The 15,333-nt window shown below is 41.9% G+C and carries 16 protein-coding genes; 8 read left to right on the top strand and 8 right to left on the bottom strand.

The genetic code is table 11. The features are described 5' to 3' along the window. Positions 1–8 precede the first annotated feature (8 nt). Positions 9–725: an endonuclease V gene (locus NYE20_RS19695; RefSeq protein ID WP_161621170.1), complete on the top strand. Its 717-nt coding sequence runs from the start codon at positions 9–11 to the stop codon at positions 723–725. Positions 726–857: 132 nt separating this feature from the next. Here the strand turns inward: NYE20_RS19695 and chrA are convergent, their stop codons facing one another. The 3 genes from chrA to chrS are packed head-to-tail and all read right to left on the bottom strand — an operon-like array spanning position 858 to position 2,474. Next, positions 858–1,394: a chromate resistance efflux protein ChrA gene (chrA, locus tag NYE20_RS19690; protein ID WP_014665634.1), complete on the bottom strand. Its 537-nt coding sequence runs from the start codon at positions 1,392–1,394 to the stop codon at positions 858–860. Then, positions 1,391–1,984: a chromate efflux transporter subunit ChrB gene (chrB, locus tag NYE20_RS19685; protein WP_015251064.1), complete on the bottom strand. Its 594-nt coding sequence runs from the start codon at positions 1,982–1,984 to the stop codon at positions 1,391–1,393. Before chrB ends, chrA begins: the two co-directional genes overlap by 4 nt. 13 nt (positions 1,985–1,997) lie before the next feature. Beyond that, the gene (chrS, locus tag NYE20_RS19680) at positions 1,998–2,474 is read right to left on the bottom strand and encodes a chromate efflux transcriptional regulator ChrS (protein WP_014478181.1); all 477 of its coding nucleotides are present in this window, start codon (positions 2,472–2,474) and stop codon (positions 1,998–2,000) included. Between the two features lie 213 nt (positions 2,475–2,687). Between chrS and ggt the strand changes: the two genes are divergently transcribed. Continuing rightward, complete coding sequence (gene ggt / locus NYE20_RS19675; RefSeq protein WP_161621171.1) at positions 2,688–4,265, top strand: gamma-glutamyltransferase; 1,578 nt, start codon at positions 2,688–2,690, stop codon at positions 4,263–4,265. A gap of 4 nt (positions 4,266–4,269) precedes the next feature. Here ggt and NYE20_RS19670 read toward each other — a convergent pair whose 3' ends face one another. From NYE20_RS19670 to NYE20_RS19660, 3 genes are all read right to left on the bottom strand, one after another. Then, positions 4,270–4,605 (bottom strand): DUF4181 domain-containing protein, encoded by a 336-nt coding sequence (locus NYE20_RS19670; RefSeq protein ID WP_014481121.1) that lies wholly within the window; start codon positions 4,603–4,605, stop codon positions 4,270–4,272. A 177-nt stretch (positions 4,606–4,782) separates the two neighbouring features. Further along, entirely contained in the window at positions 4,783–5,400 is a 618-nt protein-coding gene (locus NYE20_RS19665) for a flavin reductase family protein (protein WP_072175604.1), read from the bottom strand. Between the two features lie 173 nt (positions 5,401–5,573). Next, positions 5,574–6,197 (bottom strand): spore gernimation protein GerQ, encoded by a 624-nt coding sequence (locus NYE20_RS19660; protein ID WP_072592564.1) that lies wholly within the window; start codon positions 6,195–6,197, stop codon positions 5,574–5,576. A 141-nt stretch (positions 6,198–6,338) separates the two neighbouring features. Here NYE20_RS19660 and cotH point away from each other — a divergent pair, with 141 nt between their 5' ends. From cotH to NYE20_RS19645, 3 genes are all read left to right on the top strand, one after another. Continuing rightward, positions 6,339–7,427 carry a spore coat protein CotH gene (cotH, locus tag NYE20_RS19655; protein ID WP_014478176.1) on the top strand — a complete coding sequence of 363 codons (1,089 nt, stop codon included), beginning with the start codon at positions 6,339–6,341 and terminating at the stop codon, positions 7,425–7,427. A gap of 128 nt (positions 7,428–7,555) precedes the next feature. After that, a complete protein-coding gene (locus NYE20_RS19650) occupies positions 7,556–8,734 on the top strand; it encodes a hypothetical protein (RefSeq protein ID WP_032727004.1) in 1,179 nt (392 codons plus the stop codon). Positions 8,735–8,793: 59 nt separating this feature from the next. Continuing rightward, positions 8,794–9,471 (top strand): DUF2642 domain-containing protein, encoded by a 678-nt coding sequence (locus NYE20_RS19645; protein ID WP_017696595.1) that lies wholly within the window; start codon positions 8,794–8,796, stop codon positions 9,469–9,471. Positions 9,472–9,527: 56 nt separating this feature from the next. On the opposite strand, the gene NYE20_RS19640 is transcribed toward NYE20_RS19645, so the two are convergent. Then, positions 9,528–10,856, bottom strand: coding sequence for an arsenic transporter (locus NYE20_RS19640; RefSeq protein ID WP_015251069.1), 1,329 nt, complete (start codon positions 10,854–10,856; stop codon positions 9,528–9,530). Positions 10,857–11,066: 210 nt separating this feature from the next. Further along, the gene (alsR, locus tag NYE20_RS19635) at positions 11,067–11,975 is read right to left on the bottom strand and encodes an acetoin biosynthesis transcriptional regulator AlsR (RefSeq protein WP_003227859.1); all 909 of its coding nucleotides are present in this window, start codon (positions 11,973–11,975) and stop codon (positions 11,067–11,069) included. A 157-nt stretch (positions 11,976–12,132) separates the two neighbouring features. Here alsR and alsS point away from each other — a divergent pair, with 157 nt between their 5' ends. The 3 genes from alsS to NYE20_RS19620 all read left to right on the top strand — a co-directional run bounded on the left by alsS (position 12,133) and on the right by NYE20_RS19620 (position 15,300). After that, entirely contained in the window at positions 12,133–13,845 is a 1,713-nt protein-coding gene (gene alsS / locus NYE20_RS19630; RefSeq protein ID WP_072173802.1) for an acetolactate synthase AlsS, read from the top strand. Positions 13,846–13,906: 61 nt separating this feature from the next. Continuing rightward, entirely contained in the window at positions 13,907–14,674 is a 768-nt protein-coding gene (budA, locus tag NYE20_RS19625; RefSeq protein ID WP_024572687.1) for an acetolactate decarboxylase, read from the top strand. 98 nt (positions 14,675–14,772) lie between these two features. Beyond that, on the top strand, positions 14,773–15,300 hold the full coding sequence (locus NYE20_RS19620) for an NAD(P)H-dependent oxidoreductase (RefSeq protein ID WP_015714827.1): 528 nt from the start codon (positions 14,773–14,775) through the stop codon (positions 15,298–15,300). Positions 15,301–15,333: the final 33 nt, after the last annotated feature.

Raw genomic sequence — 15,333 nt, 5'->3', positions numbered from 1 at the left:
CAATCGTTATGAAGGTATTTGATGTGCATAAATTTGATATGAAAAAGGAACAAGACTTTTTACAAGTGCAATTTAACCTTAAAAATCGTATCAACCTATCCCCCACGATCCATCCCAACTCCATCAACACCTGCGCAGGCGTCGATCTCGCCTATTGGGAGCAGAACGGAGAACCATACGGAGTGTGCAGTATTATCGTGATTGACGCTGATACAAAAGAAGTCATTGAAAAAGTGCATAGTATGGGGAAAATCAGCGTACCGTATGTTTCCGGTTTTCTTGCGTTTCGCGAGCTGCCTTTGATTATCGAGGCGGCGAAAAAGCTGGAGACGGAGCCGGATGTCTTCTTGTTTGATGGCAACGGATATCTGCATTACAATCATATGGGCGTTGCCACCCATGCGGCTTTTTTTCTGGGCAAGCCGACAATTGGGATTGCGAAAACCTATCTCAAAATCAAAGGCTATGATTTCGTGATGCCTGAAAATGAAGTCGGTGCATACACCGATATTCTCATTGACGGCGAGGTATATGGCCGGGCGCTGCGAACGCGGGGGGACGTGAAGCCTATTTTCTTGTCTTGCGGTAATTATATTGATTTAGACAGCAGCTATCAGATCACGATGAGCTTGATCAATCAAGAAAGCAGGCTGCCTATCCCTGTCCGCCTGGCTGACCTTGAGACGCATGTTTTGCGAACGTTTTATCAGAAAAATCACGTGTAAAACTTGCAGGCCGGGAGCTGCAAGTTTTTTCATTGACTCCTATATAAGGGCATTCTGTGAGAATGCGAGGAACCATATATCAAACGGCATTTCTGGGCCAAAATAAACAAGCACCTGTCCAGGTGCTTGTTTCTATAAATGAGGAATCACAAGGCCGCCATACAAAAACGCCGCGATAATCAGGAACGCCGGATGCATCTTGAATTTTGTCATGGCAAGGAGGGAGATCCCCGCAATCACAATCGATTGGATCCAGCCGATCGCTTTGATGCCGTCTGCGCCGATTTGCCAGGTAAGAATGAGCATCATGACCGCTATGACAGGCTGGACGGACAGCGTCATGCCTTTGATGACAGGTGATTGGCGGAAGCGCTGGATGATGCGCAGCAGGACGATCAATGCGAGCGCCGACGGTACGACGGTTGCGATCAGGGCAATTAGGAAGCCGGGCCACCCGCCTGCGCTGTAGCCGACATACGCAGCGATTTTCGTGGCGATCGGGCCCGGCAATGCGTTCGCAAGTGCGAGCATATTTGAGAATTGATCGTTTGAGAGCCAGCTGTATCTGTTTACGACTTCTTCAAACATTAGCGGGATAGAAGCTGGTCCGCCGCCATATCCCAGTAGGTTTGCGATAAAAAACGCCATAAATAAATAGATCGATATCATGAGGCTGACATTCCTTTATCTTTTGAATGTTTATTTGTGATTTTGTCTTTCAGTTTAAAATGAAACGCCCCGTACGCTAAGAAAATGATAATGACCAGGCCGGGATTAATCTGTAAAGTTTGCAGGCCGATAAAAGCGATGATAAAAAACAGGATGCCGGTAACCCAGCCGAAACCTTTAAGCGCTTTTTGGCCAAACTCGTACGCCATGATTCCGAGCATTACCGCAATTACCGGCGTGACGGCACCGATCATACCTGCAACAATTGCTGAATGGCTTAACACATTTACAGCCGCAAACAAGCCCACCATCGCAAGACATGTAGGCAGAATGTGGGCGAGGGTCGCCACAACTGCACCTAATGTGCCTTTTAGCTTAAAGCCCAGATAAGCAGCCATTTTGGTGGCAATCGGTCCGGGAAGCGCATTAGCGATTGCTAATATTTCTCCGAATTCATCATCGTCAATCCATTTATATTTATTGACCGCTTCATGGCGGATCAGCGGAATCACGGAAGGTCCGCCGCCGAACCCTAATATGCCGGTGCGAACCATTGCGGCCGTCATATCCCGATAAGGATGGTTTTTCATTCGTTTCTCTCCTTTACAGCTTCATTCCCATACGGCTTTTGTATCGTTTGATCAGCATCTGGCAATCAACACTGACGACGCCTCGCAATGGATACAGCCGTTTTGTTAAGAATTCTTCCATTTCTTGATCGTTGGCAAAGATCCCATGCATATGCAGCTTGCTCGGGCCTGTCATGTGATAAAGGCTGGTGACCGCAGGCTCTTCCTCAAGCTTAAGAGCGACCTCTTCTAAAAATTGCGGTTCTACCTCGACATTGAAAAACACGGAAACATGAATGCCGATTTTAGCGGGATTGATGACAGCGGTGAATTTTTCAATAACACCGGCTTCAATTAATTGGTTGATACGGGCCTGCACGGCGACCCGTGACAAATCGACTCTTTTGCCAAGATCCGTATAAGAAATTCTGCCTTCTTCATGCAAAATCGTGAGAATTTGTTTATCAGTCTCATCAAGTACAAGGTTGGGGATTTGATATTCATGACTCAATTGCTCCACCTGCTTTCGTAGCCTTTTAGCAATCATTTTATCATAAAAGTTACGTATCGAAATAATAATTTTTCATTTGTTTTCGAATTGAATGCGAAAATATATTATTATTTGCGAAATGAAGAAAGTTCGTCAGTTTTTCTGCCGGATCAGTAGATGTGAAAAATCAGGCTCCCTATACTGAAGAAAATTTCTTAAAAAAGGGGACTTGTGATGAACAAATCTGTCATCGGTACAAAGCAAATGGTCGTCAGTCCGCATTACCTCGCTTCTCAAGCCGGAAACCTTATACTGGATAAGGGAGGCAACGCGTTTGACGCCGCTGTTGCGGTGAGTGCTTGTCTTGCGGTTGTGTACCCGCATATGACCGGACTTGGCGGGGATTCCTTTTGGCTGACCTTTCACCAGGAAACAAAGGCAGTAAAAGTCTACAATGGCAGCGGCCGTTCAGGAAAAAACGTAACGAGAGATGTATATAAGGGAAAAAGCGCGATTCCGCTGCGGGGGATTGACAGTGCCATTACCGTGCCGGGAATGGTTGATAGCTGGGATGCGGTCCTGAAGGAGTACGGGCGTCTGTCTCTTGCAGATGTATTGGAGCCCGCACGCGATTATGCCCAAAATGGGTTTCCTGTATCAGCTGATCAGTGTCGTCACACAGAAAAGAATATTGAATTGCTGGCTTCCACGCCTTACACGGCTGACATCTTCACGAGAAGGGGCAAAGCACCTGTCCCGGGAGAGCGGTTTGTGCAAAAAGAGCTTGCAGACAGTCTGAACTTGATTGCTGAAAAAGGAAGAAGCGCATTTTATGAAGGAGATCTCGCTCAGCGGATTGTCTCACATTTACAAAATAACGGCAGTTACATGACAATCGATGATTTTAAAACGCATCGGGGTGAGTGGGCAGCGCCTGTATCAAGTGATTATCGAGGATACAGTGTGTATCAGGCGCCGCCGAATTCTCAGGGATTTACCGGTTTATTAACACTGAACATTTTGGAAAACTATGATTTCACACAAATCGAGCACGGTTCATTTGAGTATTATCATGTGCTTGTGGAGGCGTTGAAAAAGAGTTTTGTAGATCGGAATGCCTTTTTGACTGACCCTGCGTTTGCTGACATTCCGCTTGAAAGGCTTTTAGATAAAAATTATGCGAAACGATTGGCGGGAGAAATCGGCTATCTGGCAGAACCGGCAGAAAGCAGGCCGGTGGGAAGTGATACGGCATATGCGGCCGTAATCGATGCGGATGGCAACGCAGTGTCATTCATTCAAAGCCTGTACTTTGAATTTGGCTCGGCAGTCACTGCCGGTGATACAGGCATATTACTGCAAAACCGCGGATCATTTTTCTCACTGGATGAAAATCATGTCAACACGCTTGAACCGAGAAAGCGCACCTTCCATACGCTGATGCCGGCTATGGTCTGTAAAGGCGGAAAGCCAAAAATTCTGTACGGCACACAAGGCGGCGAAGGCCAGCCGCAGACCCAGACGGCCATCATTACCCGAATGCTGGACTACGAAATGCATCCACAACAGGCAATCAGCGAACCGCGCTGGGTATGGGGCAGAACGTGGGGAGAGGAATACGAAGGTCTCAGAGTCGAGGGCAGATTCACAGACAAAACAATCCAAAAACTGAAAGACAGCGGGCATCTCGTGGAGGTTGTCGGTGACTATGATCCGCTGATGGGACAAGCGGCTGCAATCAAAGTTGATGAAGAAGGCTTTCTCCAAGGCGGAGCCGATCCTCGGGGAGACGGAGCGGCTGTGGGGATTTAAATAACTATAGGGTACAAATATAAATCAAAAGCATAAACATAAGGGAGACCTCTACAATGTGGTACATATACTGTTTATCTTCAGGTCTATAATGCCACTCCATAAAAATTCGTATTGAGTCAATCACAATAAAAAATAAAAGAAGCAAATATTCAACTGGAAAAAAGGAGAGTGAAAACACAAACAAAATAAGTAAAGTGATTTCGATCCATTTGTGTGTATTGCTGACATGCTTATATCGCCAGCCGGATTTATCAATACCGTATTTTTTCTTTATAAAAAATTGAGAGGCGAGACTGATGGTAATAGCGATCAGCATTAAAATCCAAAAGTTTGTCATTCCAATTCCTCCTAATCCTACCTTTATACGAAGAAAAAGAAAAAACGTTTCATAAAAGAACACCCTGAGCTTACTCTGGGTGTTCTTTTTTTGATATTTTTTCAGTTTTTTACAGGCGATATTTTGTAATCATAAGGTCTTTTTGACTAGTTTCTTCTATTTAAATAGTCCTTCTTTTCAGCTGGGACGAATCAGTGTGAATTCTTCCCCCAGCTTGGCATAGTGATTTCCCGCCAATCGTGAGGCAGGCTTTAATTCATTCGTTAAAATATATCCCTTTTCTGCATCATACACCTTTTCATCTAGGTGGAAGCAGACAACTCTTCCGATGAGCAGATCTGCTGTAGTGACGCCTTGATCATTGTCAAAGGTAATATGCCGCTCTAATTTGCACTCAAAGCGAACGCGGGCTTCCTTAATGCCGGGAACTGAAACAGCTTTGCTTTCAACAGGATGAAGCGAGGTGCGTGTAAGCTCGCTTTCATCCGGCCTTAAGCTTGCAGCTGTTTCATTGATATCTTCAATGATGGCTTCATCACTGACATGAACGACAAATTCTCCGTTCTCCACTGCGTTTCGCGCTGTATCTTTTTGGCGTCCTTCCGTCCTGTTAACAGAAATACTGAGAAGCGGAGGATCTGAGCTGACGACGTTATAAAAACTGAAAGGCGCGGCATTGACCGCTCCTTCTGAAGAAAGTGTTGTCACAAATGCAATGGGGCGGGGAATAACGGTACCTGACAATAGCTTGTATGTGTCTTTGGCACTAAGCTGATCAGCTTGAAATATGTACATAGCAACAACCGCCTTTATCGTTAGGATACCTTGATTATAACGAAATGGTTTAAAGGAAACCAAATGATGCGGGTTGCATATGTTATGTCATGACATATATCTAATACAGGGCAAATAAAAAAATAGGCTTCCGTACCTCCGCCGGCAGCCTATTGAAACAATGAAAACTTAGATTATTTGTATTTCTTTTTGACTACCCAGCAATTGCCGTCTTTCCAGTATTCTTTTTTGCTGTCATAATCATCGTGTCTTTTGTAGTCGTCGCAGTGGTGGTGCGGTTTTTTGTAGTATTTCTTATGGGATCGATAAGATTTTTTGTGTGTACGGCATGACTTCTTATAGCTGCGAGATTTTTTGTAAGAACGGCAAGATTTTTTGTAGCTGCGAGATTTTTTGTAAGAACGGCAAGATTTTTTGTAGCTGCGAGATTTTTTGTAAGAACGGCAAGATTTTTTATAGCTGCGAGATTTTTTGTAAGAACGGCAAGATTTTTTATAGCTGCGAGATTTTTTGTGAGAACGGTACGATTTTTTGTGGCTGCGTGATTTCTTGTGAGAGCAGTATGATTTTTTGTGGCTGCGAGATTTTTTGTGAGAACAGAATGATTTTTTGTGACTGCGAGATTTTTTGTGAGAGCAGTATGATTTTTTATGGCTGCGAGATTTTTTGTGAGTGCGGTGCGACTTTTTATGACTGCGTTTTTTTCCATGAGGCTCTTGGTATAAATAATCCTTTAAACCTTCTTTTTTTGCGGATTTCACCGCTTCTTTGATGTCAGAATGGGAATAGTGGCCCAATTTGAAATCCTCCTTTTAAAAATGATGTTAAGGATGAAGATCCTTACTACCCTCATAGTACGCGCGGTTTTAAAAAGTGTATAAGTGTTCCGCTGAGATCTTATAAAAATAAAAGCCTAATATTTGTAAGGAGGATTATGGATGAAGAATCAATCCAATTTACCGCTTTATCAGCTGTTTGTTCATCCAAAAGATTTGCGTGAATTAAAAAAGGATATATGGGACGATGATCCGGTGCCAGCTGTGATGAAGGTAAATCAAAAAAGGCTGGATATTGATATCGCTTATCGGGGATCACATATCAGAGACTTCAAAAAGAAGTCATACCATATTTCCTTTTATCAGCCGAAAACATTCCGCGGCGCGCGAGAGATTCACTTAAATGCGGAGTATAAAGACCCTTCCTTGATGAGAAACAAATTGTCTCTGGATTTTTTCTCGGAGCTAGGGACACTGTCTCCAAAGGCAGAGTTTGTGTTTGTAAAGGTGAATGGGAAGAATGAAGGGGTTTATCTTGAACTTGAATCCGTAGATGAATATTATTTGGCGAAAAGGAAGCTGGCTGATGGCGCGATTTTTTACGCGGTGGATGATGATGCTAACTTTTCTCTGATGAGCGATTTGGAAAAGGAAACGAAGACGTCGCTGGAGCTTGGATATGAAAAGAAGACAGGGACTGTGGAAGATGATTTTTATTTACAGGATATGATTTTTAAAATTAATACTGTCCCTAAAGCTCAGTTTAAGTCAGAAGTGACAAAACACGTGGATGTCGATAAGTATTTGCGCTGGCTTGCCGGTATTGTATTCACCTCGAACTATGACGGGTTTGTCCACAACTACGCATTATACAGAAGCGGGGAAACCGGATTATTTGAGGTGATTCCTTGGGATTATGATGCGACCTGGGGCAGGGATATCCATGGAGAGCGGATGGCTGCCGATTATGTAAGAATTCAAGGATTTAATACACTAACCGCCCGGATATTGGATGAATCCGAGTTTCGCAAGTCCTACAAGCGCCTGTTAGAAAAAACGCTCCAATCTCTTTTTACGATAGAATATATGGAACCGAAAATCATGGCGATGTATGAGCGGATTAGGCCTTTTATCTTGATGGACCCATACAAAAAGAATGATGTTGAGCGTTTTGACCGTGAGCCGGATGTGATTTGTGAATATATTAAAAACCGTTCACAATACCTCAAAAATAATTTAAGTATTTTATGAATGTGTGAAAATAGGTATTCTGCTGAAAAAGCGACAATTAGGCTATTGAATTAGTTCAACAAATAAACGTGACACGTATATATGCAATATGTTTATCATCTATGTATAAGTGACTAGGAGGAACTTGAATGAGCAAGAGGAGAATGAAGTATCATTCAAATGATGAAATATCTTATTATAACTTTTTGCATTCAATGAAAGATAAAATTGTTACTGTATATCGTGGAGGTCCGGAATCTAAAAAAGGAAAATTAACTGCTGTAAAATCAGATTATATTGCTTTACAAGCTGAAAAAAAAATAATTTATTATCAGTTGGATCATGTGAAAAGTATTACTGAGGATACCAATAATAGCACCACAGCAATTGAGACTGAGGAAATGCCCGACGCTGACGATTTTCATAGCTTAATCGGACAATTCATGAACCAATCAGTTCAATTTAATCAAGGGGGTCCGGAATCTAAAAAAGGAAGATTGGTCTGGCTGGGAGATGATTACGCTGCGTTAAACACAAATGAGGATGGGGTAGTGTATTTTAATATCCATCACATAAAGAGTATAAGTAAACATGAGCCCGATTTGAAAATAGAAGGACAGACGCCATCAGGTGTCTTGGAAGCTGATGATTTAAGCGAGGTTTTTAAGAGTCTGACTCATAAATGGGTTTCAATTAATCGTGGAGGTCCGGAAGCCATTGAGGGTATCCTTGTAGATAATGCCGACGGCCATTATACTATAGTGAAAAATCAAGAGGTGCTTCGCATCTATTCTTATCACATAAAAAGCATCAGCTTAGGCCCAAAAGGGTCGTACAAAAAAGAGGATCAAAAGAATGAACAAAGCCAGGAAGACAATAATGATAAGGACAGCAATTCGTTCATTTCATCAAAATCATATAGCTCATCAAAATCATCTAAACGATCACTAAAATCTTCAGATTATCAATCATCCAAATCTGGTCGTTCGTCACGTTCAAAAAGTTCATCAAAATCATCTAAACGATCACTAAAATCTTCGGATTATCAATCATCCAAATCTGGCTGTTCGTCACGTTCAAAAAGTTCATCAAAATCATCTAAACGATCGCCAAGATCATCAGATTATCAATCATCAAAATCATACAGCTCATCAGGTTCAAAGAGTTCATCAAAATCATCTAAACGATCACCAAGATCTTCAGATTATCAATCATCAAGATCACCAGGTTATTCAAGTTCAATAAAAAGTTCAGGAAAACAAAAGGAAGATTATAGCTATGAAACGATTGTCAGAACGATAGACTATCACTGGAAACGTAAATTTTAATAGATAATGGAGGAGCATCAGATTAAGTGATGCCCTTTTTCAGTTAAAGGAGGAGAATCGTGAAAGGTTTGAATCAATTCCTTAACACAGATGTTGAGGTTGTCATTTCAGGAGATACAAGGTTTGTCGGCACCCTCATAGATATCGGACAGGATATTTTTGTTATTTTTGATGGCTGCAATTATCTTTATATTCCCTTGTTGCATCTTCATCAAATAAACAAGGCGAAAATAATGACCAGTACTGAGAAGCCATTTTTGATCAATCCGGAAGATCCAATGATAGAGGCAGAAACTCAAGCTTTTTCATATAGAAATACATTAAACAAGGTCAAAGGCCAGTTTATTGAAGTTTATGTAACTGGGGGTCGATCGATCCATGGGTATGTTACAAATGTTTTAAACGATTATATTGTATTTTTCTCACCTGTATTTAAAATACTTTTTATATCTATGCATCATTTAAAATGGTTTACCCCTTATTCAACTGAACAAACACCGTATACTCTTGACAACTCACAATTGCCTGTCGTGCCTTCCAAAGTTCCTCTTGTGCGTAATTTTGAGGAGCAGATCAAAAAAAATATTGGTGAATTGGTCATATTTGATATGGGAGAGGTGCCAGAAAAAGTTGGTCTATTAAAGGATGTCTCTAATAATATCATTGAGCTTATTAACGCAAGTGGAGAGCCAGTCATTTGGAAGTTAAATCATCTAAAGACAATGCATCTTCCCTAGTGTATACAAAACTGCCCTCTTGAAAAGCAGAAGGCAGTTTTTCGTTTCATACAGTGCTAAAGAAATAACCAACTGATCCAAAAATATAAACATGTTAACGTAAAAAGAACAGTCAGCGGAATGATGATAATGGTCGTTTTTATATATTCGCCCCATGAAATACTTTCATCATGCTGTTTTAATATATGCATCCAAATAAGCGTTGCTAAAGTTCCCATAGGTAATAATAATGAACCGATATCACTGCCGATAATATTTGCCAAGTAGATGATTTTTGTTGTTGAAGGATTCAGGGTCATTTCAGTTAAGGTAAAAGTACTGATCATTAACGCTGGATGGTTGTTAAAGAGATTAGAAAAAACTGAAGTAGAGATACCTGATGCGAAAGTTGCGTGGGCGAGGCTTCCAGAAACGACAGGTTCAAAATAATTCACAAGTAACTCAGTGAATCCAATATTATGCAGACCATAAATTAAGACATACATAGTAAAAGCGAATATAAAAATGTGCCAAGGCGATTTATATAACAAGTCTCTTGGGGAGGTTTTGAAATAAATCCATCTCCAGCTCAACAGGATAAAAGATCCGATGACAGCGACTAGAGGAACAGAAATACCGGTATATGATGCTGCAAATAGACTCATTCTGACGAGAAAAACAAATGCAAGCACAAACAACATGATTTTTGTTTGATTTCGTTCTGGTAAAGGAGCTGATGGCGAATGAAGAGGATGGTACCTTCTATGCCGCAGAGACTGAAAATGGCTCGGTATATCTGGCAGGTTCTTGGGAAGACGTTTATAAAAGAACATAAACAGTAGACAAGTCATAAAAATGAGTCCCATCATACTAGGGACAAACATCATGGCAGTGTGAAGATATAGATCCATTCCAATGATTTTGAGAGAAATTAAATTAACAATATTACTTACGCCAATCGGTGCGCTAGAGGCTGTGGCTATTAAAACACCGCTTAATAAATATGGGGCTTTTTGATGTTTTTTTAAACCTAAATATTTTAGTACAAGCAAAAGGATTGGAGTTGTGATCAAAATGCTCCCATCATTATTCAGGAAAATGGTCATGAGAAAGCAGAGCAAATTGGTTAGCCAAAAAAGCTTGATGCCTGAACCTTTGGATTGTTGGAGCAGTTTTGCAGCCACCCAATAAAAGAAACCAAAGCTTTCTAGTGCAATGGCCATAATCATAGTGGCAAGGATTGTAACCGATGCACCCGTGACTTTTGTTCCGATTTCCCCTAAGTCTGCCAATGACACACTTCCGCACAATAAAACCATTAAAGCGCCAAATGTGGCGGGGATAGCTTCATTTAGTCCTTTTGGTCTCCAGAAAATAAAAATCATTGTTACGAAAAAAGCGAGCAATGTGAATATGCCGGTGAACTCAATAATTTACTTCACCTCTCTATCTTTCATTTTTAAAATCAAACTAATGTCCTGCGCTTACTAATGTCCTTGCCAACTATTTGTACTGTATGTATACGTATACTGATATAAAGTTGTACTAAGCGATTATATTAAATTAATAAAATTTCCATAAGAAACCCAAAAGAAAAAAGAGATTGCAAGTATCGTTCATGTACCTGCATCACTCTCTTTAGTTCTTGTCTGCTGACAATTTGAAATATGAATAAAATGCTTTATAAGCGGATTATGGTTGTCTTTGCGGTAAGCGATAACCCATTCGGCATTAAGCTGTATTTGGTCCATTTTTCGATAAGTAACATCCAAATTAAATAATTTTTTGGCTGAGGAAGGAACAAATGTCATACCAATTCCGGCACTGACTAAACCAATCACCATTTGATATTCTGTGGCTTCCTGGACAATGTTGGGTCTGAAGCCCGCTTGTTCACAGAACTGAATAAAATCCATGTATAGAGTAGGCCATGCTTCTTTAGCAACAGTAATAATTGGTTCATCTCTTAAATCCTCAATCGTAATTGATTCCTTAGAAGTCAATGGGTGTTGCTTAGGCAAAGCTAAAACACAAGGGCTGCTTTGGGCGGTTTCGATATGTAAAGCTGTATGCTGTAAGGGAGGATGAAGTATACCAATATCAATGTTGCCCTTTAGTAGCTCCTCCTGCTGCCTAGACGAGGATATTTCACGCAGTTCTATTTTCACAGATGGGAATTTTTTACGATATTCCCGGACAATCGGCGGCAGAAATTCATATGTAGCTGATCCGACAAAACCGATTACTAGAAGGCCTTGCTCGCCGCGGGCCGTCCGCTGTGCCAGTTCAATTCCTTGTCCGATTTGCATCAATGCCATGCGGCAATGATTTAAAAAGATTTCTCCTGCTGCGGTAAGCTCGACAAATCGTTTTGTCCTTTTCAGAAGCGTAACTCCGACTTCTTCCTCCAGCTGTTTGATCTGCTGGCTGAGAGGAGGCTGCGTCATGTTCAGCCGCCGGGCAGCCTTTCCGAAATGAAGCTCTTCGGCTACTGCGATAAAGTATTGAAGATGGCGAAGCTCCATTCAATATGCATTCCTTTCCATAGGTTAATAATTCGTATTACATATTAATCATAAGGCGAATCGATATTGGAGGTCAATTTCCAAAGAGTGTATAGTGAAACTTATCACAAGATATTTAAAATTTTACGTTTAAAATGCATAATAAGGAGTGAGGGTGTTGACAAAAGCAACAAAAGAACAAAAATCCCTTGTGAAAAACAGAGGGGCGGAGCTTGTTGTTGATTGCTTGGTGGAGCAAGGTGTCACACATGTATTTGGCATTCCAGGTGCAAAAATTGATGCGGTATTTGACGCTTTACAAGATAAAGGACCTGAAATTATCGTTGCTCGGCACGAACAAAACGCAGCATTCATGGCCCAAGCAGTCGGCCGTTTAACTGGAAAACCGGGAGTCGTGTTAGTCACATCAGGACCGGGTGCCTCTAACTTGGCAACAGGCCTGTTGACAGCGAACACTGAAGGAGACCCTGTCGTTGCGCTTGCTGGAAACGTGATCCGTGCAGATCGTTTAAAACGGACACATCAATCTTTGGATAATGCGGCACTATTCCAGCCGATTACAAAATACAGTGTAGAAGTTCAAGATGTAAAAAATATACCGGAAGCTGTTACAAATGCGTTTAGGATAGCGTCAGCAGGGCAGGCTGGGGCCGCTTTTGTGAGCTTTCCGCAAGATGTTGTGAATGAAGTCACAAATACGAAAAACGTGCGTGCTGTTGCAGCACCAAAACTCGGTCCTGCAGCAGATGATGCAATCAGTGCGGCCATAGCAAAAATCCAAACAGCAAAACTTCCTGTCGTTTTGGTCGGTATGAAAGGCGGAAGACCGGAAGCAATTAAAGCGGTTCGCAAGCTTTTGAAAAAGGTTCAGCTTCCATTTGTTGAAACATATCAAGCTGCCGGTACCCTTTCTAGAGATTTAGAGGATCAGTATTTTGGCCGTATCGGTTTGTTCCGCAACCAGCCTGGCGATTTACTGCTAGAGCAGGCAGATGTTGTTCTGACGATCGGCTATGACCCAATTGAATATGATCCAAAATTCTGGAATGTCAATGGAGACCGGACAATTATCCATTTAGACGAGATTATCGCTGACATTGATCATGCTTACCAGCCTGATCTTGAATTGATCGGTGACATTCCGTCCACGATTAATCATATCGAACACGATGCTGTGAAAGTAGAATTTGCAGAGCGTGAGCAGAAAATCCTTTCTGATTTAAAACAATATATGCATGAAGGTGAGCAGGTGCCTGCAGATTGGAAATCAGACAGAGCGCACCCTCTTGAAATCGTTAAAGAGTTGCGTAATGTAGTCGATGATCATGTTACAGTAACTTGCGATATCGGTTCGCACGCCATTTGGATGTCACGTTATTTCCGCAGCTACGAGCCGTTAACATTAATGATCAGTAACGGTATGCAAACACTCGGCGTTGCGCTTCCTTGGGCAATCGGCGCTTCATTGGTGAAACCGGGAGAAAAAGTGGTTTCTGTCTCTGGTGACGGCGGTTTCTTATTCTCAGCAATGGAATTAGAGACAGCAGTTCGACTAAAAGCACCAATTGTACACATTGTATGGAACGACAGCACATATGACATGGTTGCATTCCAGCAATTGAAAAAATATAACCGTACATCTGCGGTCGATTTCGGAAATATCGATATCGTAAAATATGCGGAAAGCTTCGGAGCAACTGGCTTGCGCGTGGAATCACCAGACCAGCTGGCAGATGTTCTGCGTCAAGGCATGAACGCTGAAGGTCCTGTCATCATCGATGTCCCGGTTGACTACAGTGATAACATTAATTTAGCAAGTGACAAGCTTCCGAAAGAATTTGGGGAACTCATGAAAACGAAAGCTCTCTAGCACTCTGCGCATCACGACACTGTTTTATGAACAGCACTAAATAAAAGGAGTGAAGGGAAATATGAAACGAGAAAGCAACATTCAAGTGCTCAGCCGTGGTCAAAAAGATCAGCCTGTGAGCCAGATTTATCAAGTATCAACAATGACTTCTCTATTAGACGGAGTATATGACGGAGATTTTGAACTGTCAGAGATTCCGAAATATGGAGACTTCGGTATCGGAACCTTTAACAAGCTTGACGGAGAGCTGATTGGATTTGACGGCGAATTTTACCGTCTTCGCTCAGACGGAACCGCGACACCGGTCCAAAAAGGAGACCGTTCACCGTTCTGTTCATTTACGTTCTTTACACCGGACATGACGCACAAAATTGATGCGAAAATGACACGCGAAGACTTTGAAAAAGAGATCAACAGCATGCTGCCAAGCAGAAACTTATTTTATGCAATTCGTATTGACGGATTGTTTAAAAAGGTGCAGACAAGAACGGTAGAACTTCAAGAAAAACCTTACGTGCCAATGGTTGAAGCGGTCAAAACACAGCCGATTTTCAACTTCGACAACGTGAGAGGAACAATCGTAGGTTTCTTGACACCAGCTTATGCAAACGGAATCGCCGTTTCAGGCTATCACCTGCACTTCATTGACGAAGGACGCAATTCAGGCGGACACGTTTTTGACTATGTGCTTGAGGATTGCACGGTTACGATTTCTCAAAAAATGAACATGAACCTCAGACTTCCGAACACAGCGGATTTCTTTAATGCGAATCTGGATAACCCTGATTTTGCGAAAGATATCGAAACAACTGAAGGAAGCCCTGAATAAAAGAAAAAAAGAAAGCCCCTTTTACAGGGCTTTCTTTTTATTTGGCTCTTTTCCTGATTTTAGATAAAATAACATCAAAACAGTAAAGGTGTGGTCTGATGAAAATATTGGTTTTGGCAGTTCATCCTCATATGGAGACCTCAGTTGTCAATAAGGCGTGGGCTGAGGAATTGAGTAAACATGACAATATCACAGTACGGGATCTTTATAAGGAATACCCGGATGAAGAAATAGATGTTGCGAAGGAACAGCAGCTGTGCGAGGAATACGATCGGATTGTCTTTCAATTCCCGCTATATTGGTACAGCTCTCCGCCGCTCTTGAAAAAATGGCAGGATCTTGTGCTGACTTACGGCTGGGCTTTTGGTTCAGAAGGAAATGCCTTGCATGGCAAGGAGCTGATGCTGGCTGTATCAACAGGGAGCGAAGCGGAAAAATATCAAGCGGGCGGAGCAAATCATTACTCGATCAGTGAGCTATTGAAACCATTTCAGGCCACGAGTAATCTGATCGGCATGAAGTATCTGCCTCCATATGTGTTCTATGGCGTGAATTATGCAGCTGCAGAGGATATTTCTCACAGTGCAAAACGGTTAGCCGAATACATCCAGCAGCCTTTTGTTTAAAATACAGCCCTGTCCAACATACGGCAGGGCTGT

Origin of the sequence: Bacillus sp. FSL R5-0416 (assembly GCF_037975425.1) — a bacterium.
Taxonomy (GTDB): Bacteria; Bacillota; Bacilli; order Bacillales; family Bacillaceae; genus Bacillus; species Bacillus subtilis.
This window is presented reverse-complemented; position numbering and strand designations above follow the sequence as displayed.

Excerpts from the sequence above, each read along its gene's own strand:
- NYE20_RS19695 (WP_161621170.1), top strand. The coding sequence starts at position 9 with ATGAAGGTATTTGATGTGCATAAATTTGATATGAAAAAGGAACAAGAC.
- chrB (WP_015251064.1), bottom strand. The coding sequence starts at position 1,984 with ATGAAAAACCATCCTTATCGGGATATGACGGCCGCAATGGTTCGCACC.
- alsR (WP_003227859.1), bottom strand. The coding sequence starts at position 11,975 with ATGGAGCTTCGCCATCTTCAATACTTTATCGCAGTAGCCGAAGAGCTT.
- NYE20_RS19670 (WP_014481121.1), bottom strand. The coding sequence starts at position 4,605 with ATGACAAACTTTTGGATTTTAATGCTGATCGCTATTACCATCAGTCTC.
- chrA (WP_014665634.1), bottom strand. The coding sequence starts at position 1,394 with ATGATATCGATCTATTTATTTATGGCGTTTTTTATCGCAAACCTACTG.
- NYE20_RS19665 (WP_072175604.1), bottom strand. The coding sequence starts at position 5,400 with ATGTACATATTTCAAGCTGATCAGCTTAGTGCCAAAGACACATACAAG.
- NYE20_RS19620 (WP_015714827.1), top strand. The coding sequence starts at position 14,773 with ATGAAAATATTGGTTTTGGCAGTTCATCCTCATATGGAGACCTCAGTT.
- budA (WP_024572687.1), top strand. The coding sequence starts at position 13,907 with ATGAAACGAGAAAGCAACATTCAAGTGCTCAGCCGTGGTCAAAAAGAT.
- cotH (WP_014478176.1), top strand. The coding sequence starts at position 6,339 with ATGAAGAATCAATCCAATTTACCGCTTTATCAGCTGTTTGTTCATCCA.
- ggt (WP_161621171.1), top strand. The coding sequence starts at position 2,688 with ATGAACAAATCTGTCATCGGTACAAAGCAAATGGTCGTCAGTCCGCAT.
- NYE20_RS19650 (WP_032727004.1), top strand. The coding sequence starts at position 7,556 with ATGAGCAAGAGGAGAATGAAGTATCATTCAAATGATGAAATATCTTAT.